We start from the raw sequence: 23,480 nt of genomic DNA, 5'->3' as shown, positions 1-23,480 counted from the left end.
ATGCAAAATTCTGCGGATGCCTTTCGTCCTGCAGCAAAAAATGCTGGATGGAGGAAAAAGGAGGTCTTTGTGCCACAAGTCTGCCGCCGGTTTTCCATGGAAGTCAGTTGATGGTTCGCAGGCGCTGGAGAAATTCCTGGTTTTCCGTCTTTTCGCAGATCGCGTCAATGTTGGAGGAGATGACCCAAACCGCCATCCCGCGTTCTGCGCAGGCAACCAGCAGGTCGATAATCAGTTCATGATGCGCCGTCTCCTGCCCGGAAAAGGGAAAAAAGCAGACCAGCAGCTGCGGATTCAGCAGATACCATTTGAAATAGGAGAACCGGAGGCGCGCCGGTAAGGACCAAGTGCGCAGAGGCCGCAGCAGATCCTCTCGGGGAAACCATCTGGAGGCCTCCTCCAAAATATTCTCCGCGACCCGCCGGCGAACCAGACGGTATCCGGCCTTGGGAAGCAGGCAGGTCGTCAGGTTGTCCAGCGCGGTGAGGTTGTCAAACAATACACCGCCGGGACGGTCCGGCCGTTCGGTCTGAATCCCGATCTCCGTGCCGATCTGCTTTGTCATCTCTTCATGTGTCTGTGCCTGCCCGTTCAGCCACAGCATCCCACTCAGCCAGTTCCTGCCGCCCAGAAAGCACTCCCGGAGTCTGGCAGCAGCCGTGTAGTTCTCGTCCCGGAAGTAGGCGATCTCTCCGCTGTGAATCTGGCAGGTCAGCGGCGCCATTCCCGGAAAAGTGAGACCCTCCAGCCGCAGCACCTGCTTGTCTTCCCAGCGGCACTCTGTATGCTCCGCTCCGCGGTCCCGGGGCTTCCAGCCCAGAACTGCATAGAGCTGCTCCCCGTACTCCTCCGGGTAAAGCCGATAGCAGGTCCTGCGGTCCCGGATGACGTCGATCCGGTCACAGTAGCGGTACATGAATGTCTCGTCCAGATCCAGCAGGAATACCGCCGTCCCTTGGCGCAGCAGCAGCTGTACGCACTCCATCAGTTTTTCCACATCCCGCCGCCGCAGGATTTCTGTGATCCGGTCCAGGACCAGCAACTCTCCCCGCCAGAACCACACCCGAAATACACAGAGGCGGTAATAATCCAGCAGGGAGAGGTCGGCAAGCCGGCTCTCCAGCGGCACACGCAGTTCCATCCGCTGCCGGATCTCCTGGCTCTCCGGACTGTGCAGGCGCCGGACCGCGCCCCATCTCTGCGGCCAGCCGGCCGGACGGTCCAGCGCCAGCAGGAAGTCCCGCACCGTCAGCTCCTGCGAATGGAACCGGTGCCAGTTCACGATCCTGGCGTTTTGCAGGATCCAGCGTTCCAGTTCCAGCGGGCCCACCCGACGGCCGCAGGAAAAGGCCCGTCCCCGCTCCAGGTGTGTGCCGCCCTTGAACAGGTCCAGATATGCGGTGCCGGAGGTAAAATGGTCGTCCACATAGACCCCGATGCACTCCCCCCGGGAAATGGAGATTTCAAAACGGTAGAATTCGTCCTCCCTGCGGAAGCAGCCGTTCTCCACCCGGATCAATTCCTCTCTCACGGTTCTACGCCTCCCGGAAACGCAGCGGCAACGTCACGCAGCACTCCGTGCCAACGCCCGCGGCGCTGAACAAATGCAGGCCGTAGTCCTCTCCGAACATGAGCCGGATGCGGCTGTTGACATTCCGCAGGGCGATTCCTCCGCACGGCTGGGTCATATCCGCGCCCCCAACTCCGCCGAACTGCGCGTTGAGCCGCTCCACCTGTTCGTCCGGCATCCCTACGCCGTCGTCCCGCACCCGCAGGAAAAATGTCCGGTCGCTGTTTTCCACAATGATGCGGACCGTGCCGTGGCCCAGTTTGCCCTCCAGCCCATGTGATACTGCGTTCTCCACCAGAGGCTGCAGGATGAGCTTCGGCATCCGCACTTCCAAAAGCCGCTCGTTCTCCAGCTCCAGTTCCAGAGAGATTTTGTCACCGAATCGGCAGCGCTGGATGGTAAAGTAGTTTTCCGCATTGTCCAGCTCATCTGAAAAGGTCACATACTCCTGGACATTGGAGATGGTGTATCGGAAAAAGGTCGCCAGAGCCTCCGTGGTCTCGGCAATATCCGGACAGTTCGCCAGCAGGGCGTCTGTGCGGATGGCCTCCAGGGCGTTATAGAGGAAGTGGGGGTTGATCTGGTTTTGCAGCGCCAGATATTCCGCCTGTTTCTGCCGCAGTCTGGTGATCTCCTCTCCGTGAAGCCGCTCTTCCACATCTGTGAAAAATGCGCTCAGATCCAAATCCCGGTGCCAGTCCATCTGCAAAACGGCCTCCAGGTCCCGCTCCCGCCGGTAGCGCCGCAGCGCCCGCCGCAGTTTCCAGTCCGTCCACGGCCACATGGTATCACCTACTTATAAAGTTTCTTATAATCTGACGGGCTCACACCGGTAAGCTTTTTGAACAATCTGGAAAAGTATTTGAGATCCCGGTACCCCACCTGCTCTGCCACATCCTGCACAGACAGCTCCTCACCGCACAGCAGCTCCTTAGCTTTGCTGATGCGCAGCTCCGTCAGATAGTCCATGAAGTTCTGCCCGGTCTCTTTTTTGAACAGTGTGGAAAAATAGGTGGCGTTGAAGCCCACGGCGGTGCTGACATCCTCCAGCCGCAGGGCCTCCTGATAGTGCTGCTGGATATAGTGCTTTGCCTCTGTGATCGGCCGCATCTCCCGCAGGGCTTTCGCCTCCTTCAGCCGCTGGATCTCTGCCTGGATGCCCTGCCGCAGCAGCCGGTATACTGCCGCCATGTCCGTGCAGTGCCAGAACCGCTTATCCATCTCCTCCTCCAGGGGCGCTTCCGTTTCACCGCTTTGGCGCATTCCGTAGAGGCATGCCTCCAGAACCTGGCGGAACCAGTCCTCCACCATCTGCCCGTTCAGGTCCGGCAGCGCCTCCACCGTCCGGCAGCTCTCCTCCAGCTCCTGCACAAAGCGCACCTCATCCAGGCACTCGGCCGCCACCTGAAAGCTCTTTTTCCGGGACGCGTCCATCTGATACCGCCGGGCCAGATCCGGCATCTCCAGCGCGGCATCCCGCCAGGACTGCGGCCGGCACAGCCGATCCCTGCACAGCCAGAGCGCCTCCCGCATGGATTCCCCCACCTGCTCCAGAGAGTCCCTCCGGCTGCCCAGGCAGACGGTGGCCTGGACATTCCAGAACAAGTCCCGCTGATTTTCGATCTCCTTGCGGATTTTGGTGAAGCACTGCGTCACTTCCACCGCATGATAGGCCCGCAGGTACAGCAACACTGCGATCCCGGCATGGCCCAGCGAGGCCGCGAACTCCTCCGTCAGCAGGCCGCTCTCCCGCCGCACGATTTCCAGCGCATGGCGCAGCAGGATCCGGTAGCCGTCCTGATAGGATTCCGCATCGGGCACATCCACCCGGATCACTGCGGCGGCGTAAGTGCCGCTCCCAAAGTGAAATCCATACTCCCCGTTGGCCTGCCCGGCGCTCAAAAAGGAGGTGCCACGCTCCGCCGTTCCCAGCAGGGCGTCCAGCAGCAACTCCTGCTGGTGTTCTCCGCTCCTTTTCAGCTGGAATTCCAGCGCGGCTTCCTGCCCCATCTTCTCCTTGAGGCGCAGCAAAATGCCGGTGAGCTCCTCCTGCTTGAGGGGCTTGAGCAGATAGTCCTCCACGCCGTATTTCAGCGCGTTCTGGGCATATTCAAATTTCCGGTATCCGCTGATGACGATGAAATGCAGCTTGGGCTGGAGGGCCTTGGCCCTCTGGATCAGTTCGATGCCGTCGCAGCCGGGCATCCGGACGTCCGTGATCAGCAGATGCGGCTGCTTTTCCCGCACCAGCTCCAATGCCCGCAGTCCATCGTTGGCGGTGCCTGCGATCTCGTAGCCAAGCGCCTCCCAGTCGATCAGCTTCTGCATCAGCAGGATCACCTTGTTTTCGTCATCGGCCAAAACGACCCGCAGCATCCGCAGCACCTCCCACGCAGATTCTGATAAGGAAAGGGAAAACGAACCCGTTTTCCCTTTCCCTGTCATTATACGCTATTTCTCGGTATTTGCCAAGAATTTTTGGAGAATCAGCGGATCAATTTGTCGCTTTTGGCAGCTTACTCGTAATCCGCCACGTTGGAGGAGTCAATCCACACGCTGTCCGCGATGATGAGATTGTTCTCCAGCGTGCCGCCGTCCAGCAGGGTGACAGCAGCTTCCACGCCGCTGGAAGCCATCAGACCGCCGTCCTGCGCCACGGTGCCGGTGATGCGGCCGTCCTTGATGGCCTCATAGCCGTCGGGGGTGCCGTCCAGGCCGGTGATGACGATGCCGCTGTTGGCACCGGCGGCGTTGCCCGCGCCCACGGCCATGCCGTCGTTCTGGCAGACGATGGCGTCCAGATCATAGGCAGACAGCCAGCTCTCCACGGTGGACTGGGCCTTGGCGGTGTCCCATGCGCAGTCCGCGGGAGCAATCACTTCCGTCATGTCCGGATAGTTGGCCAGAATATTGCGATAGCCCTCCAGGCGTGCGGTCGTGTCGGTGGTGGAGGAGGGGCCGGTCAGGATGGCGATGTTGCCCTTGCCGCCCAGCAGATCCGCTACATGCTGCATCTCATTCTCGCCGGCCTTGACGTTGTCGCCGCAGGACACGGCAGAGATGCCGGCGGACTCCCAGTCGGTGCAGGCGGATACGATGTTTATCATGATGACGCCGGCGTCGGCAGCGGCCTTAGCGGCGTCGCGCAGGCCATCGGGATCCACGGGCTCGAACAGGATGGCGTCATAGCCCTCGGACACGCACTGCTCGATCTGGCTGATCTGCTTGGCAGCGTCCTGATCGGCGCTCAGAATGTTCAACTCCACACCCAGCTCATCGGCCTTCGCCTGTGCGCCCTCGGTGACGCCGATCTGGAACGCGTTGGTCTGGTGCTGCTGGATGAGGGCGATCTTATAGGCGCCGTCTCCGCTCTCGGCGGACGCATCCCCACCAGTGCTCTCCTCGGTGGTCTCGGTGCCGCTGCTGCAGCCGGTGAGGGCGGCCAGCGCCATGGCGCCGGTCAGCAGCAGAGCCAGAAACTTCTTCTTTTTCATGTTCTTTCCTCCTTGAAATGTTTGGTTCATTTCGATATATATCAAGAGCAGGACGGGGAACGCCCCTCTCTCAATACCGTTCAGCGTTTCTTGCTCTTGCCCTTCACGTCGATCAGCACAGCCAGTACGATGATGGCGCCCTTGACGATCTTCTGCCAGTGGGAAGACACGCCCATGATGTCCAGACCGTTGGCAATGACCGTGATCAACAGACAGCCAATCACCACGCCCCAAGGCTTGCCCACGCCGCCGGTCATAGAGACGCCGCCCACCACGCAGGCCGTGATGGCATCCATCTCATAGCTCTCAGCCGCTGTGGGCTGGGCAATGGTAACACGGGAGGTCATTAAAAAGCCGCTCAGGCCTGCCAGAAGCCCCGCGATGGCAAAGGTGGAGATGCGGATCTTGGTGGTGTTGATGCCGGAGACCTGCGCTGCCAGCAGATTTCCGCCGCAGGCATATACCCGGCGGCCGTAGACTGTCTTCGACAGCACGAAGGAGCAGAGCAGAATGGTAATCACCAGAAAGACCGCCAGCATGGGAATGCCGAAGATCGAAGACGCCGCCACAGCCTTGTACGATTCGCTGATTCCGATGATGGGTTTGCCGTCGGAGATCAGGAGGGCAAGACCACGGACCGCCGTCATGGTTCCCAGTGTCATGATGAACGGAGGCAGGTTGCCCACGGCAACGCCCACGCCGTTGACAACGCCCACGGCCAGGCCGCCCAGCATGGCTACGATCAGCGGCACGAAGATCGGATACTGTCCCTGGCCCAGCATGGCGGCCAGGATGCCGGTGAACGCGACCGTTGAGCCCACTGACATATCAAAGCCGCCCGCGATGATGACGAACATCATGCCGAATGCCAGAATGCCGTTGATAGAGGCCTGCTTCAGAATATTGACCAGGTTGGCAGGCTGGATGAAGCTGGGCTTCAGGCAGGTCAGCACCACCACCAGCGCAATAAAAATCACGAAGATGAAGTATTCGCTGATCAGCGATTTTGCACGACTCTTTTCTTTCATAGTTCTTCCTCCCTTTACACCTTGATGGCAGAGGCCAGCGTCATGATCCGCTCCTGGGAGAATTCCTCCCGGCTGACCTCTCCGGAATAGTTGCCCTCGCACATGACCATAATCCGATCACAAATACCCATCAGTTCCGGGATCTCCGAAGAGATCATGATGACCGCCTTGCCCTGGCGCACCAGATTGCCCAGCAGCAGGTAGATATCCCGCTTGGCACCCACGTCGATGCCGCGGGTGGGCTCGTCCAGAATGATGATGTCCGGATCGTTCAAAAGCCACTTTGCAATGACGATTTTCTGCTGATTGCCGCCGGAGAGGTTTCCAACGATCTGGTCTGCGGAAGGAGTCTTGATGTTGAGCTTTTCGATATACTCCTCAGACGCGCGGCGGGCTTTTCCCTTGTTGTAGAGTCCGTGGGTCAGGAGCTTTTTGATGGCCACCATGGCAATGTTGTCGTTGACCGTGCCGCTGAGATTCAGTCCCGTGACCTTTCGGTCCTCGGTGATAAGCGCAACACCCTGTTTGATGATGTCCTCCGGAGAGGAGATCTTCACCCGCTTGCCGTGGACAAAAATCTCTCCCTGTGAAAGGGCGTGCATGCCAAAGATGCCTTCCACCAGCTCGCTGCGCCCAGCGCCCACCAGCCCGCCGATTCCCAGAATTTCACCGCGGCGGACGGACAGGCTCACGCCCTTGACCTTGTTGTCGGCCCGGACGATGTTTTTTGCCTCAAAGACGACCTCGCCGATGTCCGCCTCCAGCTTTGGATACACATCCGTGATCTCCCGTCCCACCATCATTTTAATGAGCTGGCCTTCGTCCAGCTCCGTTGTGGTGCCTGTCCCGATGTACTGTCCATCCCGGTAGACGCTGACCCGGTCGCAGATGGAAAAGATCTCCGCCATACGATGGGAGATGTAGATGATGGCAACGCCCTTCTCCTTCAGGCGGCGGATATGTCCAAACAGCAGCTCCACTTCCCGGTCGGTGATGGCGGCAGTGGGCTCATCCATGATGATAACCTTGGCGTTGACGGAGATCGCCTTGATGATCTCGATGAGCTGGCACTGGGCAACTGTCAGGTTCCGCAGCGTCTCCTTGGGCGAGACGTGCAGTCCGCACTCCTCAATCAGCTTCTGAGCCTGTTCAATCTCGGCCTTTTTGTCCACCAGACCGTTCTTGCGCAGTTCCCGTCCTACGAAGATGTTTTCGTATACGGTCATATCCAAGATGGGATTGAGCTCCTGGTGGATCATGGCCACGCCCATGTCCATGGCTTCCTTGGGGTTGGAAACCATATAGGGCTTGCCATCAAACAGGATCTCACCACCGGCATCCCTGGTGTAAATCCCCATCAGGATTTTCATCAGGGTCGATTTACCGGCTCCGTTTTCTCCCATCAACGCATGGACCTCTCCCGGCCGTACCTGCAGCTGGACATGGTCCAGCGCCTTGACGCCTGGGAAGGTTTTGCTGATATCCTTCATTTCCAAGATATACTCCATGCAGTTCTCCCCCCTCACATATACCTCTTTGTGATTATTTTATCGAACACCCGGCATTTTTGGAACGCCTGTTTTTCACATGACAGGGGAGGATTTTTGGCTTTTTTTCAAAAACGTCATTTTGTGTAAATGTGTAAGTGCTTTTTTGTTATATGTTTACAAAAACCTTCTGCATCTGCAGAGCAGGCGGCACTTATGCACGGTCAGACATTTTCACTGAACGTCTGGAAGTCCCTGTGACATATAAAAATAGCCACACCTAAGGGTGTGGCTATTTTAGTGTGGCTATTTTATATCAGGCGCTGAGAAAAGGTACATATCTCAAAGTCCTGCGGCATGGGGGTGTAGACAATGTGCGTGCTTTTTTAAAAGGCTGACACGCTGACAACGGAATCTGGTATATGAGGCATTGCATCCTTGATACCGGTACGGCAAAGCTCCAATAAAAATTTTTTGTTTTTATTTTCGGGTAACCTTATATAAAAGGCCAATAGTCTCTCATACATCCATCTGGCTTCACTTTTCTCCTGCACGCTATGAAATCCAGAAAGCGCAGGATTGCTGGAGACTGACGGACGCAGGCCGGCGGCCCCGTGCGTGAAAAAGGGGCCTGCGCTCATACCCGTTCCCGCTCTGTTGTGTGCTGTTGTGTCGGGAAGGTACTGGCTCGGTATTCCGCCTGCCTCGTGACTTCTGCCTGTGACGTTTCTGTTCTGTGTCCGCCTGAAAGCGGAACGGCACATGTCAGGCTGAAACTATGCCGCATCGATCAAAGAAAGGTGCTCCTCAGCACAAAAAACCATGTGTACAGTGAGAGGATTGTAAAAGCACCAGGGATAGATCTTTTGCGGGATACCGTTTCGGCCTTCCGTCCAAAAGCTGCCCGACTGTTTGGAGCCGGGGACCCGGATATCCAGACAGCTTTTAAAATGCTCCTAAATGGGTTCATGATTATCCCCGGGCTAGGCTGAACACATGAAACGGGACTGGTTTGCCGCATGTTTTGCGCGGGAAAATCAGATTGTTCCCCGCCTCACACTGCCAAAAGGCAATGAAAGTCAATTGGAATTTGTCATGAATCTGTCATCAGAGAGGCACAAATCCCTTAGAAAACAGACGTTTTTCATGACATCTTATTGGAAAGGAGGGGAAATTCCGTAACAGAGAAGGAACGGCTCCAGCTTCGTCTGCAGCCGAAAACCCGGGAGAAAATCGAGCGCTGGCAGAGCGATGCCAGCTGCTGCAGCATGAGCAAGTCCGTGGAAAAGGCGGCGAACTTCTACACGGCCTACTTGACATCAGACGATAGTAGCGTGCTGCTCTCACCAGCGATCCAGTCAGCCATCGACGGTCAGCTGCAGGTGCTCAAAAAGCAGATCAGCTACAAGAGGTATATTGTGACGGAGATCATTCCGAATGACCGTCGGCCTACCCGCAAGCAGGACCAGCTTATCACAAAGCCGACGAAAGACTTCATGGATGTGAAAGAGCTGCTGGAGTATGAGGACTATGTGCAGAAGCCAACAAAAGCTCATGCGTCGTCACTCATCACCCTGATACTGGAGGAATACTGGAAACAGGTGCAGCAAACGGACGGCTATCTGAAGTACATCGCAATGCAGCCTCGCGCGGAGCGTCTCGGCTATAACAACGCACAGGCATGGCGGGCTTTGCTCCGTGCTCACCACAATGACATCGCAGCGGCTATGCACTTTCACGTGAGCTATATCTTCCAGCACAATGCGGCTGCCGTGACTGCACAGCCGAGGCTGCACATCGACTGCAAGCAGATGCAAGAGCTCCAGAAGCTGCGGATCGCTCTGGGCCATCAGCCAGACAACCACGAAGAAGAACAAACCCGGTCCCGGGGCGGCATGACCATGAAGGGGTGGTAAGGTTCTGCACTGCATAAAACTCAGATGCGAATTCTGAAAATTGTTTCTGCTTTGAATAATTACAGATTCTTTCGTGATACTCCGTCTTTTTATTGCTGATTTAAAATTGCTCATGTTGCGGCGCGAAACTGTATAACTTTTTCCAATCGGGAGCCTGTATGTAGGAGGACTTATTCCTTACTTCACACAGGAGGCCTATTTATGACCGAAGAAAATTACAATTACCGAACCAGTCAGGCGCTGCTTCGCAATCAGTTTCCCGGCAACGGAAAGTTGAAAATCCCCATCATTCCCATGTTCCAAGAAAAGCCCGGAGACTTTGACGACCTTTTGTTGATAGGCTTCGACAAGACCCATTTGGAGGATCAGAATCATCCTGACCGGATGGTTCACTTCTTCCTATATGACTATCGTTTTGAGCGGGTTTGGAAGCACCCAGATAATGACGTCGAAAAACTGTCCCGCTACCGTGCGGTGCTATCGCCGGATTTCAGTATGTACCTGGAGATGGCGCCTGTCATGCAGATTTACAATGTATTTCGTAATCGCTGGTGCGGTGCATATTGGGCATCCAAAGGAATCCGGGTGATTCCTGCCGTCAACTGGGGAGACGAATCTACGTTTGATTTCTGCTTTGAGGGGATTGAAAAAGGAAGCGTTGTTGCTGTCTCAACTTATATGGCCACAGAGCATGACAACTGCTGTGACCAGAAAGAATGGTTCATAGCAGGATATGACGAGATGCTGCGGCGCATTGAGCCGGAAAAAATCATCTGTTACAATACACCGTTTCCTGAAATGCAGGGCAATATCATCTACGTGGATTACGAGCGTAGTTTCCGTGGTGAAGATTTGGACGCCTTTAAAATCGGCAGCACATCGAGTGGTGATCGTGATACAATAGAGCCGTACCTGATTGGCAAAGGCGGCGGCAGTGCTTATGGCGCAGACTGGAAACCAAACCCTAAAAAACCAAACGATTGGAAGTTCTTAGGGAATCCGGGCGATATCAATCAGACATATAATAAACACGGAGAGCTTTATGAGACCCATATTGGCCCAGATGGTAAAGCCGATTATGAGATTCATCATTCAGACCATGGTAACCCGGGGGAGCATGTAAATCCCCACGCCCATGAAATTATATGGACACCAACAGGTCCAAGCTTTAATCCTATGGATATGCCATTGAAGCGATTCATACAAAGAAAGGAGATTGTTTCCATGACTCCTTTGATTCCCGCTAATACACCCGAACAGAATCAATTTGTTTCAATCAGTGATTTTAAATGGTGTGTGGACAAAGGCGGTGAAATCGACTTTATTTGGGATGGGAAAGAATACGGGATCAGCCATTCCAGGGGACGAATCATTGCCTACCTGTGGGGGCAGCCTGATACTACACAATACTTCGCAACAGCTGACGATGTCCTGAACTATATGGTAGGATCTGACCGCCTGCGCGATGTGATCACGCAGGTTACTGTGCTTGACCGGACTATCTAAGATAAAAGTGTCTTGTCTGCTGCTTATAAACCACCGGTATTACCGGATTTCACAGGCCGTTTCATGACACGCGGACGATTGGAGTATCCTTCGGGGTACTCCGATTTTTTATTGTTAATTGGAAAGCGGAGCCGATTGCTCTGGCCATCGGCGTGGATGCCAAGACCCGCTCCGGCATCCTGGACCACACCAAGGCCAGCTTCCCCTTGGACACCTACGCCAACGTCACCGACGATATACAGCGGCAGGCGGCCCAGGTGATGGACACCTTCATGACCGAGATCTTCGGAAAGGGGCTGATACCATGGCAAAGCGGCGAAAGCCCGGCAGCGGCAATCAGATCGGCGACCACCTCTGGGAAGGGCGGTATTCACCCGGAGGGCCGGACGGCAAGCAGAGCTCCCGGAATGTCTGCGGCCATACCCCGGAAGAGTGCGAGGAGAAGCTGAGAGTTCTGATTGCCGCCATGAAAGCGAAAAAAGAAACTCCCGCGGATGCGGGAGTTTTCCTGTCTGTGGTATTTCTGTAGTCAATCAAAAACACCAAAAAAATCGGGGCACTGCAAATACGCAAAAAGCAAAGAAAAGAACCTGATTTCTCGTGAAATCAGGTTCTTTTTGGCAAAGACTACTGGACTCGAACCAGCGAGCTTCTGCGTGTGAATCGTACGCTTTTTCAGTTGAACTGTATGGCTATATTGGTCGCTTTTTGCTGAAGAAGTTGCATGGGATGAATTTTTTAGATGTTTGATTCTGAGGGGGGAACCCGAAAATCGGACGAGAAATTGGAAAGGACAACCGGGCCTACGATGGAAGTCCATATAGATGCGAAGATAAACTAGGTGCGGAAAGAACGGGTTGTCCTGTCCTTTTCGCTCTATTTGTTGTTTTTAGCTGTTAACGAGGGTAATTATCATCCGATCTACTCCACTGCCTCTATCTGCGTTTTTCCTGTTAGGGGCCGATGCTTGGGGCAAGTTCCCATCGCAGCGGATTTGAAGCTGCCATGCTCGGCACGGTCTGTATCTCAAAAAATTGGTTACCTTATCGGACCTCGATATGTCCCAGCGATTCCGCCATGGCCTTGTCAGAAAGCTCCTGCCCTAGGCCAGGCAGATCCGGCACAGTCAAATAACCGTTTTCCGGTACGTAAGCGTACTTTCCGTAGGACACACAGTCAGGATGCGCTGCCATATGGTAGGTTTCGTGGATGTAAAAATTGGGGATGGCGGCTTCCAGCTGAATGGCAGCGGCCTCCGCGATAGGAGTTCCGGCTACATGGCACTGGACGCGGACATCATAAATGTGTGCCAGGTCGCAGATCTTCTTGGCCTCGGATAGGCCTCCGCAGTTGGTGATATCCGGCTGAATCACAGAAATAGCTCCCTGTTTGAGCAGCTGTTCAAAGCCCCAGCGGGTGTGGAAACGCTCACCAGTGGCCAACGGTGTCTCGACTCTCCGGGCGATCTCTCCGTAAAGGGCGGGATTGAAGTTAGAGGTGGCCTCTTCGATCATCAGCACGCCGTACTTGCGGGCGATCCGCTCCAGCTGCACGGCCGCGGTCACATCGGTCCCGCAGAGATTTTCCAGGATGATGCCCAGCTGGTCACCGCACCGCTCCCGCACTGCTGCCAGGCGGGATTCTGCAAGATCCAAAATCGTTTTCTCCAAGGGACCGGTGGTCATCTCCCGGGGCAGGGGCTTTGCCTGCTCGTCAAAAGCCACGGCATTGAATTTGACGGCAGGATACCCGTCCTTCTGGATCTTGGCGCAGGTATCGGCCAGCTGCTGTATAGTGGCCTGTAGGCGGTAATCATCCAGATAACCCAAATGGCACTGGGAGAGATAACACTTGAGTTTGTCACGATGCTTGCCGCCCAGCAGAACATAGATGGGGACCCCCAGCTTTTTGCCCTTGATATCCATCATGGCGGTGTCCAAGGCACTCATGGCGGAGTAGACCGTCACACCGCCTCCGCTGAGGTGTCCCCGGAGCACATTATGGATGTCCTCCCAGATGACCTCGTTGTTCATGGGGTCCTTCCCCAAGACCAGCTGAGAGAGGTCCTTGAGCATATAGGCCACGCCGTTTTCACCGGTTCCTACGGAAATGCCGGCTTCACCATACCCGCAGATCCCCTCGTCCGTATTGACACGGCACACCGCCGGACGAAAAGGGAAGGGGGAAAACTCCTCACCGACATGGCGCAGGAGGAAAATGTCGACGCTTGTAATCTTCATGGTTCAATCCTTTCTTGGAGTGCCAAAAATTTATCCCTCCGGTTTTGTGCGTGGGCCCCCATCACATTTTTGGCAGATACCGCGTCATGCGCACAAAAGGCCTGTATCAGTCGCTCATGGTATGGAATACCTTCCTCCGCGCCCAGGGTCACATAGGTGCGATGCATGACCGGCTGGAGAAACTCCAGTAAAAGCGCGTAAGTCTGAACCACCAGGGAATTCTGCGTGATCATCGCGATTTTCGAGTGAAATTCCACGTCCACATTGGTCAGCGCCTCCAGATCGTTTTGATCCTTGGCGGCAATCAGGCGCTTATGGATCGCTTGCAGTTCCGCCAGCTCCTCCTGGGTGCAGCGCTGGACAGCCATGGCTGCCACACTGTCCTCAATGAGGCATAGAAAATCCAGCACTTCCACAATATCTTCAAACTGCAAATCGCCGATAGGCACGATATTGAGCATGTAATTGCCGGAAATCTGCCGCTTGACATAGGTTCCGGTGCCATTTCGGGTCTCTACCATCCCATAATCAGCCAGTGTACGGATGGCCTGGCGGACAGAGCTCCGACTGACGCCTAACGTTTCAGTCAACTCCTGTTCAGAGGGCAGCTTTTCGCCTTCCTTCCAGGTCCCCTGGAGGATCTGGTCCCGCAGCTGTTCAAAAACCTTCTCTGCAATATTCACTCGCGTAATCTGTTTGAGAGCCATAAAGTCCACCGTGCCTTTTGTCAAAGTTTGGTATGTATGGAAAATGCATACAATCCTTTACAAAATTATCCTAACAAATACAAGCATTGTCAAGGCTGGGTTTCGCCCAAAATCCAAAGTCTTCTGCACAGGACCAAGGAAATCGATTCACAGCTCTCTGAACGCTCTGCCTCATATTCTCTTTCTGCTGTCCAGAGAAGACCCAATCCGGAAACAGTGCGATCCGCACCGTCGGTCTCATCACCGGCTCCGGCTCATCGGTCAGGTGGGACAGTAGCCGAACATTCGGGGCCAAAATGATTTTGAAAGAGGCAGGGGGGCTTTTCACACCCCCTGCCCTCTCTATATTGCTTATTCCGCAGCGGAAGCAGTTTCCACCTGTGCCAGCAGGCTGTCCACCAGATCGGTGCCGATTTGTTCGCGGACCAGATCGTAGACGTTGGCGGAGACATCAGCCATCTCCTGAATCATGGCGGGCTCCAGAGTGATGATCTCCAGGCCGGCATCCTGAATGGTGGACTTCTGTCCTTCGATGCGCTCGTCGGCCATTTGACGGGCATACTGATGGGCCTCAGCAGCGCACTCACTGACCAACTGCTGGATATCAGCGGGCAGGGCGTCATAGGTGGCCTTGCTGCCCACCATGTTCAGAGTGTGCAGCAGATGATTGGTCTCAATGACATAGGCCTGGGGCTCATACAGCTTGTTGGCCACGATCAGGTCATAGGGGTTCTCCTGAGCGTCCAGAGTACCTTGCTCCAGGGACATATACAACTCGCTGAAGTCAGCGGGAGTGGGGTTGGCGCCCAGAGCCTGCCAGTAGGCGATGTGGTTGGGATTCTCCATGGTACGGATCTTGATGCCGGAGAAATCAGACATCTGGCGGACCGCCTTGCTGCTGGTCATGACGCGGAAACCGGAATCGGCATAGCCGAACAGCTTCAGTCCGCCGGCTTCATAGGCGGCCTGCAGCTCCGCCAGAATGGGGCCGTCCAGCACTTCCCGGGCGGTTTCCAGGTCGGGGAACACGTTGGGCAGGTCGAACAGGGCGGCCTCAGGGATATAGTTCACCAGAGAGCCGGTCATGCCCACGATGAAGTCCACGGAACCGGCAATGCAGGACTCCGTCAGCTCCGCGTCGCCGCCCAGGGCGCCGTTTTCATACAGTGTCACGGTGACAGCACCATCAGAGCGATCTTCGATCAACTCCTTAAACTTGGCTGCCAGCAAATGGTTGACGGAATCCTCCGCAGTGTTGGTGCCTACAGAGAAGCTGTAAGTTTCCCCGGCGGCATCCCCGCCAGGCTCCTGCTGTGCAGTCTCTCCGCCGCCGCAGGCGGCCAGAGACAATGCCATTGCCAGGGATAAAAGCAGAGCCAATAACTTTTTCATGGGAATATCCTCCTTAAAAATAATTAGAACTATGAACGGGCAGCTGCCCGGAGCTCTTACTGCAGCAAGAACATGCTGATCTGGGGCACGAAAGTGATCAGCAGCAAGGCGATCAGGAACGCCAGGATAAAGGGAACTGCCTTTCTGGCGATATCGAACACAGATACTTTTGAGAGGTTGCTGGCCACAAACAGGTTGGCGCCCATGGGCGGGGTCACAAAGCCGATGGCCAAGTTCACGCACATGATGATGCCGAAGTGGATGGGATCGACCCCGATGGCCTCCGCCACCGGCAGCAGCACGGGGGTAAACACCAGGATTGCCGGACCGGTATCCATGATCATGCCCACAAACAGCAACGGTACGTTGATCAGCAGCAGGATAACCACCTTGGAGGAGATGGCACTGAGCACCGCCTCGCTGACGATGGTGGCTACATTCATCAGCGTGATTACACGGGCAAAGGCCACGGCCGCGGATAGAATGATGAGGATAGGGGCATAGGAATGAATGCCTTCCAGCATGATTTTCGGAAGATCCCGGATCTTGATGGTGCGATAGATAAACAAGCTGACGATCAGAGAGTAGAAGATGGAGATGGTAGCCGCCTCTGTGGGGGAGCAGATGCCGCCGTAGATGCCGCCCAGAATGATGACGGGGGACATCAGCGCCCAGAAGCCCTCTTTGAGCACTGTGCCCAGGCCTTTTGCCCGCAGTTCCATGCATTTGGCGTTGAGCTTGTCCTTATCCTCTCCATGGATCTTACAGTAGATGTAAGAATAGACCATCAGGCACAGGGCGATCAGCACACCAGGCAGGAAACCGGCCAGGAACAGCTCGGAAATGGAGGCGCCGGAGGCGTTGCAGTACATGATGTAGGGGATACTGGGGGGAATGATGATGCCCAGACTGCCGGACACGGCCACCAGTGCGGTGGCAAAGGTCAGGTCATAGCCCACACTGGTCAGCAGGGGGATGCACATAGAACCCACGGCCGCGGTAGTAGCGGGGCCGGAACCGGAGATGGCACCGTAGAACAGGCATGTAATGGTCACCGCGCAGGGGAGACCCGCTGTTCTGTTGCCGACAAAATACGAGAACACATTGAACAGCCGCTCAGAAATCTGCCCCTTCGCCATGATCACGCCAGCGATGATAAACAGGGGAATCGCAAGCAGGGGGAAGTTGTTTAAACCACTCACCATGGAGCGGACCGCAGCGTCCGCCGTATAGGGGAAACTGGCGTCCACAATGGAGGGAAGCAACGTCACAAACGCGAAAGATACACAGATGGGTACCGTCAGTACCAGCAGAAGGACCAATACTCCGAAAAACAACGCCAGAGACATTTAGGGCGCCTCCTTTCCGATTACGATTTTGGTTTCCGCCACGATCCGGCCCAAAGACCGGAAAATGGAGAGAGTCAGACCCAACAGGGGACCCGCATAGACGATCGCCAGGGGTAATCCCAGAGCAGGGCTGGTCTGTCCGGCGGAGGACGTCACCATGTGCCAGGCGTTGACCGACAGCATAGCAAACACCACGGAGCAGAACAGGTACACCACCATATTCAATCCCGCCCGAACGCGCCGCGGCATCCACAATACGAAAGCGTCAATGGAGATGATGGAGCGGCACTTGATGGAAAGACTCAGTGTGAGAAAGCCCGTCCACACAAATAAATATCTGCTCACTTCTTCGCTCCAGGTCAGGGAGTTGTTGAACAAATAACGGCAAACTACCTGCAATCCTGATACTAGCGTGATGACCGTAATGATGATGCACAGCAGAACTTCCTCAAAATTGTCCCAAGTCCATCGAAGTTTTTTCATATTGCCCTCCTTAAAAAGTTCTCCCTAATAACTAATCGATAGGACGTCATCTGTCTGACAGCTGATAGTTAAATAATAAATTTCATTTTATCTTTTGTCAATAATTTTACCTTTTGTTTCTCTGATTTGGCTGACTAACCAAAAAACGGAGAGATCTTTTGTCTCTTATACCAGTCGACCTGGATATAGACCCTATTCGATCTGGGGCGGCAGTTGGTTGCAGGGCTCTTTGATCTCAAAGAGGTTAGAATAAACATGCAGTTTTCTTCATACGTAAGCCTGTATTTGAGAAAACTCTCAGGAAGGAAACCTATGAGCAAGGAGGCAACTGGTGAAAACGGCGCTGTTCTGGGGAGCGGTGAATATTGGAACCGCGTAAACCGCGCCGCTTTTTTTGGCACGCTGATGCAAAGACCGTCAGAAACGAATTACCACGAAACATTACGGGAGATGGGGAACCGTGCCGGCGCCGCAGTGGAAGAGATCTACGACGACTTGCAGGAACACATAAACGTCATTCGCAATATATCCTCTGATCGAAGGAGCGCACTTGCCAAGCAGGTACAATCACTAATATGATGTATGCAGGATGTCCCGCAGTTTTTGCAGCCATAGCAGTGACTGCATAGAAATCCTGAATCTATCCTCTTTTTATCTCCCAGGCAGTTCTTTTCGTGATGATCGGGCTATCCAAACAGCAATTCAAAAAATTAAGAGCGGTTCGGACTTCTTTACCAGTGAGTGTCTTGATTTACTTCAAAAGGCTGTGGATTGGAGTATTTCCTTTGCGGCGGGAGGGATGCAAGAAAGACTGCATTTCCGCAGGATATTTCACAGGGAAAGGATAAAGAATTCTTACGGGATGTACTGAACACATACCGCAGCAACAATAAATCGGCAGATCTGCGGGGGCGTTGTGGGTATTCCATTGGCAGCAGAGAATATCTGAACTATGCGGAACGGAAAGTCCCTTTGCAGGATCTTCCTGCCATATGCAGCGATGACTACGATGGAGGCATAAAGGGCTCCTTGGAAGATATCGTGCGCCAATTACAGCGGGATTTATCGCAAAACGAACGAGAGAACAACTATATCACAGACGATACAGCCCGCAACCTGCATGCCGCTGTTAGCGAACTGGAACACTGCGGGATCAGCACAGGCATTTCTGACAGCATGATCGAGCGGCTGGCATGGTTTGTGGGTGGCAATGCAGCAAGAACTCGACGAATTGAATTTAGGCGAGCGGCTGCTGGAGGACGGAGTTTGCGGAAAAAAGACTGACGGTGCTCGTGAGAGCTTTCTGGCTGAATTAGCGCGAGGCACCTTTCCAACTCTGGCATGGCTTGACCCGCTCCAAAGCAGTTGGACGAGGATTCTGGCTGCAACAAAAATCGCACGGAATGGACGGGATTTTCCATATTTTGTATTCTTTGGAAGTAATATGCCGCTTTTCGGTGCCGATTTGCACTCCCATAGAGGGAATACAAGCTATTACCTTATCAATGTGGATCCTCTCACAAATGCTTCGGCGTGGCAGAAAAGGCTTCCATCCGGACTGGATCATACCGAGATTTCCAAAGTAGTCAGGATCGCAGGGAGAGTGCTGTTGGTCGCGGGTGCAGCACTGGATGCTTTGGGGCTATGTGATGTCATTGACGGAGATCTGCATGACGCCCATCAGAAAATTGGCAAAAAGACTTATAGTACAGCTGCAAGTATTGGCGGCAGTTGGGCAGGAGGTGCACTCGGCGCCAAAGGCGGCGCTCTGGCAGGTGCTGCAATCGGTACGGCAATTTTGCCGGGACTTGGCACTGCTGTGGGCGGGATTGCCGGCGGATTGCTCCTTGGTGTTGCAGGTTCCTCTTTGAGAAAATGGGTAATTGATATCACAGATGTGGGAGAGTAACTATGGTTTTCCGAAAACGAAAAGAAAGAACTGACAGGTTGCTTAACGAACTGCACCTAGGGGAGTTTTGGCTGATGCCCGGAGCGTTCCGGGCAGAGGAAGCAACTGCCGGTATGATGGGATCATACGGACTACCCGGAGGATATGGGGCGCTGGCGGCCTCGGCCGAACAGGAGGAAGCACTGCGCCCCTTCCATACGATTGTACAGCCACTGTGGAAGAGGTCAGTGCCGGGCTACCTGTGGCGCTGACCGTGTCGGACTATACCGGACATACCTGTGCCCTGTGGGAGGCGCGCTTTCCAGAACTGCGCCAAATGGCGTTGGAACAGTGCCGTTGGTTCAAAGAAGAGGAGGTGGGCAAAGGGGAAAGGCATATATTTCTCTTTGACCGGCTGCCGGCTGCCCAAAGGATTGTATACATCGCTCTATCAGTGTATCCAACCAGAGATTCCCCGGGCGGATGTCTATCTGAATTGTTCTATTCTGAAAAAAGAGTTTCCTCTTCATTTTGATGAAGGTTCGACTCCGGAGAAGAGCGCTCTTCTAAACCTGCATGTGGATTGGGGACATTTGGTACTCATTATACAAACCGCACCAGACTTTCCGATCAAAAAGCTCGCCAAAGAGCTTGCAGACGCGTGTGAGATGGAAGGCCGGATTTTTTCTGGCCATACAAAAAGACTGTAACCATTACGGCAGCACCGGGCAGGGATTTCCTGCCCGACACTGTCCAGCTCTATCAGATACTATCGCCGTATTGGTCGGAGAAGAAGCTAAAAGTTTAAGCATGTTTTTTGAGACGAATAAAAGAAAAGTCCCTGATTTTACATAAATCAGGAACTTTTCGACGGAGACTACTGGACTCGAACCAGTAACCTCCTGCGTGTGAACAGCTTTATGAAACTTTTTTGATTGTTTCCGGCGGTTTTTAATCATTTCTGCTCCATTTCAATTGTTTCCCGGGCGTGATTTACTGTGCAAAATCCGCTTGTTCCACAAACTCCTGTGGTACAAGCTGTGGTCTGACTCTGTTATGTCGGCTAAAGTTCCGATTACTTATTAGTGAAAAAAGAACATCCCAATCCCCAGGGGCAAGCGGACAAAAAGATGGACTGGAAAAAGGCGGAAGAGATGTATTCTTACGAAGAAAGGAAAAGCAATGGTACAGTTTAGTCCGGAAGAAAAAGCGGAGGTATCATTTCTATATGGGTGAGATCTGCTCAGCCGTGGAAAATACCCTTTGGCGGGATTTTCATGCGGGCTTGCTCATCGTCAAATGGGTTATTGACATTAGGAGTTCCTTATCCCCGCTGGCTGAGAAGCGGCGAGTATCCGATCGCCAGTTTAGACTGGGAAGGGCGTTACCGCTGGTAGGGCTAAATTCAAAGCTTGGAGCAGGCTGAACTCACTTGCTCCATGTCTCAAAGGAGGTCACTTCCCCGACAATGCAGTCTGCGTAGGAAGGACGGTTGAAGAACGAGCTGTTTTACGGGAGTTTCTAGGAAAGCACATCTGTTTTCTAGTTCATTAGCAGTGTAGATCCCTGCATGAATATGGTATAACGATGGCAGAATCAAGCTATCCTTGGGGGCGATGAGATCTGCCACATACAGGCGCACCTTGAAACTCCCCATTTAGGTCCAACTTCTTGTTCGCATCTCCCTGGGCTCCAATACTCAAAATTTGTACCGCAGTAAAGTGTATAGGAGGTGAGTAAACCAACTGGAGTGGGCTTTTATCTTTGCTCGGGATTGTTATAAAGCCTATATCTAACCCACGCGGTACGCAAGACTGTCAGGAAAAGCTGTTCATATCTGAAATTCCCAGATTTCAATACAAGGCCTAGTTCCAGCTGTTCGATGGGCTACAGTTCCAGCACGCCAGGAGCGATATCTTGCCACGCCTGATTTTTGCCGCCAACTACTGCAATGTCTACCATAAACTTCCATACGGCTTATTAACCCTTGGATATACGTTCCGCGCCAGATCGCTGGCAGTCACTTAATTCAACAGGATTTACAGCGGAATGCCTCCTGTTTGCAGATTTTATAGCTTCTTGCAGTACGGTTTCCGTCTGTTCACCAGACAGCAGTTGTTCGGGATCAATACGAACGGCACTTACTCTGCTTTCCAGGTAAGCCTACACTTACCTTTGTACCATGGCGGAATAGCTTCCAGAGAGAATTAGGTGAGGTAAAGTCTCATTAGCCGCCAGTTCTTTCAGATTCAGCTTGCTTTTCGCACCTTTTCTGATGAGGCATCTAAGATATACCAGTAGTCCGGAACCACCAGTCAGCAGCGGTAAATGTCAAAATTTTCTACAGTCTGTGCCCCGTTTCCATAGTGCGCCCATTGACCAGCTATGACGGATACAACACCGTACACCAGCTGCTGGTCAGTTCCAGCGCTACTTTTCCGTTTCCAGTACCATCCAACAAAAAGCCTGTAGTCCGGCTTTGCAAAAATGACGCGGCTTTACTGCCGGTAAAATTATTGGCAATGCAGCCTATCCAGAGCTGGTTGTCATTCCAAGCCGCAATTTTCCTTTAGTAATGGTGTCGCCAGCGACTTTAAGCCGGCAGCTGCACGCCCGTATTTAAGCATGGAGCTTACGCCAAATCGTATTTCTGCTAATTCCCAGCCGCCTTGCCGCAGCGGACTGGTTCATGTTTTCCTCCATCAGTACATGCTGAATAATATCCCGCTCAATTTCCTCCAGCGGTTTTGTGATATCAATTCCACTGTAATTCAAGTATTCCGTCTCCTCCGGGGGAATAGTATTGTCATTTAAAAGCAGGGTCTGTGCCTCTTTCAGAGTAATCTGTGCTCCCTGTGCGGTCAACACTAATTGCTGAATAAACGTTTTTAACTGGGATAAATTGGTATTCCAATGCTGCTGTTCCAGCAGAGCCACGACCCCTTCTTCAAATCCCCGGATACTCTTTTGATATTCTTGATTTGCCGCAGTTAAAAAAATCTGTGAGAAGTCCGTAATGGAATCAGGAAATTCCCGTAGAGGTGCCAGGATTACATGGAGAGACGAAATCTTCTGGTACAACGGATACAAGAACTGGTCATTGGACAGAAGATGGTGGATCCTATTCGTTGCCGAAGCGATAATAAAGTGCCGCTGATCCGCAGCAGAATCAACTATGTAGGCGCTCAACTCCTGCTGCAGTTCTATTGGAAGTAAGTGAATGTTCTCCAGATATAATGTGCATCCGTTTTCATTCAAAGGTGATGCAGTTTTATCCAAAAATGCATTCCAGCGTTTCCTGGTCAGTAGGTTGCAGCGCACAAAGATGAACGGAGCCATTGGCTCCTTGCGCAGGCCATGCAAATAATAGGCCAGACTGCTTTTTCCGGTACCATATTCTCCCAAAATCAACACAGGCGGCGGAGACACGGATGCGGTGACAATCTCCGCCACCGCTTGTACCCGTGGGTTATTCTTTTGAAGAGTATTGATAAATTCCGGGGACAGTGTCACTGAAAGCGGTTTTTCGATGGTAATGTCTGCCTGGGAGGCATATCCCTTATGCATCAGTGAAATGAAGAACAGGAAGCAGTCCTGATTGCGATAAGAAACCCTTTTGCCGATAATTTCGATTCCCTGTGTTCCGATTTTTTTACAGCCCCTATCGGTGGACTGCTGCAAAAGCACCGGAATAAATAGCAACAACTCTTTTTTAAAGGTTTGATGATCGGTAATCTCAAACGCGCGATTGTCAACAATTACGTTGCCTATCTGGTCCATCAGGATAATCCGGAATTTTAAATTATCAATAACTGTCTGAAAAATCTGAGTGATCTCCTGCCCCTTTTCCATCAACTCCGAATAATAGATGGCTGCAATAACGGACTGGCGGATACAATCCTCTGATGACAGAATTAGGAGTCCCCGAAGTCCGTTTGCCATAGCAGCATTTACGGAAGGTACATCCCCAATAATCAAAGAAAATCCCCGGTCAGCCAGTTCCGCCACCCGTTCCTTAACTTCTGCGTAGCGCACCTCGTAAATCTCCGTGTTTTTCAGTTGAAGCACTTCAAATACTTTTTTGACGGAATTAATAATGCTGGAATATCCGACCACCGCCACACGCTGATCGCTGAATCCCGGTTGGTTAATAGCCCGCAGGATATCCAATAAGGATACATCCACTTCCACCACCGGCACAGAGGTAAACTGCCGAAGAATCGCCGCAATTGCACCACGAGTAATGATTGCGTCAAAGGCGTTAGGTGGATAGGAGTTAAAAATAGAGATTGCCGTAAACTCATCTCCGGTATGCATCTCAAAATCCACCGTAGGAAACTCTTGGATGACGGGCGCGGCAGTCTCTTGGAAGGACAAATATGGGGCAATGATTAATATACGGAATCGTTTCATGGGCCTC

The 23,480-nt window shown here is 53.3% G+C and carries 19 protein-coding genes; 6 read left to right on the top strand and 13 right to left on the bottom strand.

Annotation, left to right across the window (positions count from 1 at the left end):
- Window positions 1-103: 103 nt before the first annotated feature.
- From DN611_RS14485 to DN611_RS16555, 7 genes are all read right to left on the bottom strand, one after another.
- A complete protein-coding gene (locus DN611_RS14485) occupies window positions 104-1,531 on the bottom strand; it encodes a hypothetical protein (RefSeq protein WP_025544383.1) in 1,428 nt (475 codons plus the stop codon).
- Window positions 1,532-1,535: 4 nt separating this feature from the next.
- Window positions 1,536-2,354, bottom strand: coding sequence for a sensor histidine kinase (locus tag DN611_RS14480; protein WP_021750356.1), 819 nt, complete (start codon window positions 2,352-2,354; stop codon window positions 1,536-1,538).
- An 8-nt stretch (window positions 2,355-2,362) separates the two neighbouring features.
- Window positions 2,363-3,946 (bottom strand): response regulator transcription factor, encoded by a 1,584-nt coding sequence (locus DN611_RS14475; protein ID WP_021750357.1) that lies wholly within the window; start codon window positions 3,944-3,946, stop codon window positions 2,363-2,365.
- Between the two features lie 140 nt (window positions 3,947-4,086).
- Window positions 4,087-5,064 carry a sugar ABC transporter substrate-binding protein gene (locus DN611_RS14470; RefSeq protein WP_158629738.1) on the bottom strand — a complete coding sequence of 326 codons (978 nt, stop codon included), beginning with the start codon at window positions 5,062-5,064 and terminating at the stop codon, window positions 4,087-4,089.
- 80 nt (window positions 5,065-5,144) lie between these two features.
- Complete coding sequence (locus tag DN611_RS14465) at window positions 5,145-6,092, bottom strand: ABC transporter permease (RefSeq protein WP_021750359.1); 948 nt, start codon at window positions 6,090-6,092, stop codon at window positions 5,145-5,147.
- A gap of 14 nt (window positions 6,093-6,106) precedes the next feature.
- Window positions 6,107-7,600, bottom strand: coding sequence for a sugar ABC transporter ATP-binding protein (locus tag DN611_RS14460; protein ID WP_021750360.1), 1,494 nt, complete (start codon window positions 7,598-7,600; stop codon window positions 6,107-6,109).
- A 365-nt stretch (window positions 7,601-7,965) separates the two neighbouring features.
- Window positions 7,966-8,220: a hypothetical protein gene (locus DN611_RS16555; RefSeq protein WP_136891155.1), complete on the bottom strand. Its 255-nt coding sequence runs from the start codon at window positions 8,218-8,220 to the stop codon at window positions 7,966-7,968.
- A 627-nt stretch (window positions 8,221-8,847) separates the two neighbouring features.
- On the opposite strand from DN611_RS16555, the gene DN611_RS16885 reads away from it, so the two are divergent.
- The 3 genes from DN611_RS16885 to DN611_RS16760 all read left to right on the top strand — a co-directional run bounded on the left by DN611_RS16885 (window position 8,848) and on the right by DN611_RS16760 (window position 11,530).
- The gene (locus DN611_RS16885) at window positions 8,848-9,495 is read left to right on the top strand and encodes a hypothetical protein (protein WP_181446428.1); all 648 of its coding nucleotides are present in this window, start codon (window positions 8,848-8,850) and stop codon (window positions 9,493-9,495) included.
- Window positions 9,496-9,696: 201 nt separating this feature from the next.
- On the top strand, window positions 9,697-11,001 hold the full coding sequence (locus DN611_RS14450; protein WP_119311690.1) for a DUF4417 domain-containing protein: 1,305 nt from the start codon (window positions 9,697-9,699) through the stop codon (window positions 10,999-11,001).
- A gap of 304 nt (window positions 11,002-11,305) precedes the next feature.
- Entirely contained in the window at window positions 11,306-11,530 is a 225-nt protein-coding gene (locus DN611_RS16760; protein WP_119311689.1) for a hypothetical protein, read from the top strand.
- A gap of 514 nt (window positions 11,531-12,044) precedes the next feature.
- Here the strand turns inward: DN611_RS16760 and DN611_RS14440 are convergent.
- The 5 genes from DN611_RS14440 to DN611_RS14420 form a co-directional block, all read right to left on the bottom strand.
- Window positions 12,045-13,241: a mandelate racemase/muconate lactonizing enzyme family protein gene (locus tag DN611_RS14440; RefSeq protein WP_119311688.1), complete on the bottom strand. Its 1,197-nt coding sequence runs from the start codon at window positions 13,239-13,241 to the stop codon at window positions 12,045-12,047.
- Window positions 13,238-13,948, bottom strand: a complete 711-nt coding sequence (locus DN611_RS14435; protein WP_119311687.1) for a FadR/GntR family transcriptional regulator — start codon at window positions 13,946-13,948, stop codon at window positions 13,238-13,240. Before DN611_RS14435 ends, DN611_RS14440 begins: the two co-directional genes overlap by 4 nt.
- 351 nt (window positions 13,949-14,299) lie before the next feature.
- Window positions 14,300-15,340 (bottom strand): TRAP transporter substrate-binding protein, encoded by a 1,041-nt coding sequence (locus tag DN611_RS14430; protein ID WP_025543649.1) that lies wholly within the window; start codon window positions 15,338-15,340, stop codon window positions 14,300-14,302.
- 56 nt (window positions 15,341-15,396) lie between these two features.
- Window positions 15,397-16,689, bottom strand: coding sequence for a TRAP transporter large permease (locus tag DN611_RS14425; protein ID WP_119311686.1), 1,293 nt, complete (start codon window positions 16,687-16,689; stop codon window positions 15,397-15,399).
- Window positions 16,690-17,172, bottom strand: a complete 483-nt coding sequence (locus DN611_RS14420; protein WP_025543651.1) for a TRAP transporter small permease — start codon at window positions 17,170-17,172, stop codon at window positions 16,690-16,692.
- A 312-nt stretch (window positions 17,173-17,484) separates the two neighbouring features.
- Between DN611_RS14420 and DN611_RS14415 the strand changes: the two genes are divergently transcribed.
- The 3 genes from DN611_RS14415 (at window position 17,485) to DN611_RS17090 (ending at window position 19,081) form a co-directional block, all read left to right on the top strand.
- Window positions 17,485-17,751 carry a hypothetical protein gene (locus DN611_RS14415; protein ID WP_119311685.1) on the top strand — a complete coding sequence of 89 codons (267 nt, stop codon included), beginning with the start codon at window positions 17,485-17,487 and terminating at the stop codon, window positions 17,749-17,751.
- A 192-nt stretch (window positions 17,752-17,943) separates the two neighbouring features.
- On the top strand, window positions 17,944-18,456 hold the full coding sequence (locus DN611_RS16880) for a hypothetical protein (protein ID WP_197714232.1): 513 nt from the start codon (window positions 17,944-17,946) through the stop codon (window positions 18,454-18,456).
- The gene (locus tag DN611_RS17090; RefSeq protein WP_036626848.1) at window positions 18,383-19,081 is read left to right on the top strand and encodes a hypothetical protein; all 699 of its coding nucleotides are present in this window, start codon (window positions 18,383-18,385) and stop codon (window positions 19,079-19,081) included. The genes DN611_RS16880 and DN611_RS17090 overlap by 74 nt, the downstream gene beginning before the upstream one ends.
- 2,598 nt (window positions 19,082-21,679) lie before the next feature.
- Here the strand turns inward: DN611_RS17090 and DN611_RS14395 are convergent.
- A complete protein-coding gene (locus DN611_RS14395) occupies window positions 21,680-23,473 on the bottom strand; it encodes a PrpR N-terminal domain-containing protein (RefSeq protein ID WP_158629735.1) in 1,794 nt (597 codons plus the stop codon).
- Between the last annotated feature and the right edge of the window lie 7 nt (window positions 23,474-23,480).

Source organism: Oscillibacter sp. PEA192 (genome assembly GCF_003574015.1).
In the GTDB taxonomy this organism is placed as follows: Bacteria; Bacillota; Clostridia; order Oscillospirales; family Oscillospiraceae; genus Oscillibacter; species Oscillibacter welbionis.
The sequence above is the reverse complement of the archived record's forward strand: the minus strand, read 5'-3'. Positions and strand labels throughout refer to the sequence as shown.

Excerpts from the sequence above, each read along its gene's own strand:
- DN611_RS14435 (WP_119311687.1), bottom strand. The coding sequence starts at position 13,948 with ATGGCTCTCAAACAGATTACGCGAGTGAATATTGCAGAGAAGGTTTTT.
- DN611_RS14430 (WP_025543649.1), bottom strand. The coding sequence starts at position 15,340 with ATGAAAAAGTTATTGGCTCTGCTTTTATCCCTGGCAATGGCATTGTCT.
- DN611_RS14450 (WP_119311690.1), top strand. The coding sequence starts at position 9,697 with ATGACCGAAGAAAATTACAATTACCGAACCAGTCAGGCGCTGCTTCGC.
- DN611_RS14420 (WP_025543651.1), bottom strand. The coding sequence starts at position 17,172 with ATGAAAAAACTTCGATGGACTTGGGACAATTTTGAGGAAGTTCTGCTG.
- DN611_RS14475 (WP_021750357.1), bottom strand. The coding sequence starts at position 3,946 with ATGCTGCGGGTCGTTTTGGCCGATGACGAAAACAAGGTGATCCTGCTG.
- DN611_RS16885 (WP_181446428.1), top strand. The coding sequence starts at position 8,848 with ATGAGCAAGTCCGTGGAAAAGGCGGCGAACTTCTACACGGCCTACTTG.
- DN611_RS14415 (WP_119311685.1), top strand. The coding sequence starts at position 17,485 with ATGAGCAAGGAGGCAACTGGTGAAAACGGCGCTGTTCTGGGGAGCGGT.
- DN611_RS14440 (WP_119311688.1), bottom strand. The coding sequence starts at position 13,241 with ATGAAGATTACAAGCGTCGACATTTTCCTCCTGCGCCATGTCGGTGAG.
- DN611_RS16555 (WP_136891155.1), bottom strand. The coding sequence starts at position 8,220 with ATGAGCGCAGGCCCCTTTTTCACGCACGGGGCCGCCGGCCTGCGTCCG.
- DN611_RS14465 (WP_021750359.1), bottom strand. The coding sequence starts at position 6,092 with ATGAAAGAAAAGAGTCGTGCAAAATCGCTGATCAGCGAATACTTCATC.
- DN611_RS14425 (WP_119311686.1), bottom strand. The coding sequence starts at position 16,689 with ATGTCTCTGGCGTTGTTTTTCGGAGTATTGGTCCTTCTGCTGGTACTG.
- DN611_RS14480 (WP_021750356.1), bottom strand. The coding sequence starts at position 2,354 with ATGTGGCCGTGGACGGACTGGAAACTGCGGCGGGCGCTGCGGCGCTAC.
- DN611_RS14395 (WP_158629735.1), bottom strand. The coding sequence starts at position 23,473 with ATGAAACGATTCCGTATATTAATCATTGCCCCATATTTGTCCTTCCAA.
- DN611_RS14470 (WP_158629738.1), bottom strand. The coding sequence starts at position 5,064 with ATGAAAAAGAAGAAGTTTCTGGCTCTGCTGCTGACCGGCGCCATGGCG.
- DN611_RS17090 (WP_036626848.1), top strand. The coding sequence starts at position 18,383 with ATGCAGCAAGAACTCGACGAATTGAATTTAGGCGAGCGGCTGCTGGAG.
- DN611_RS16760 (WP_119311689.1), top strand. The coding sequence starts at position 11,306 with ATGGCAAAGCGGCGAAAGCCCGGCAGCGGCAATCAGATCGGCGACCAC.
- DN611_RS14460 (WP_021750360.1), bottom strand. The coding sequence starts at position 7,600 with ATGGAGTATATCTTGGAAATGAAGGATATCAGCAAAACCTTCCCAGGC.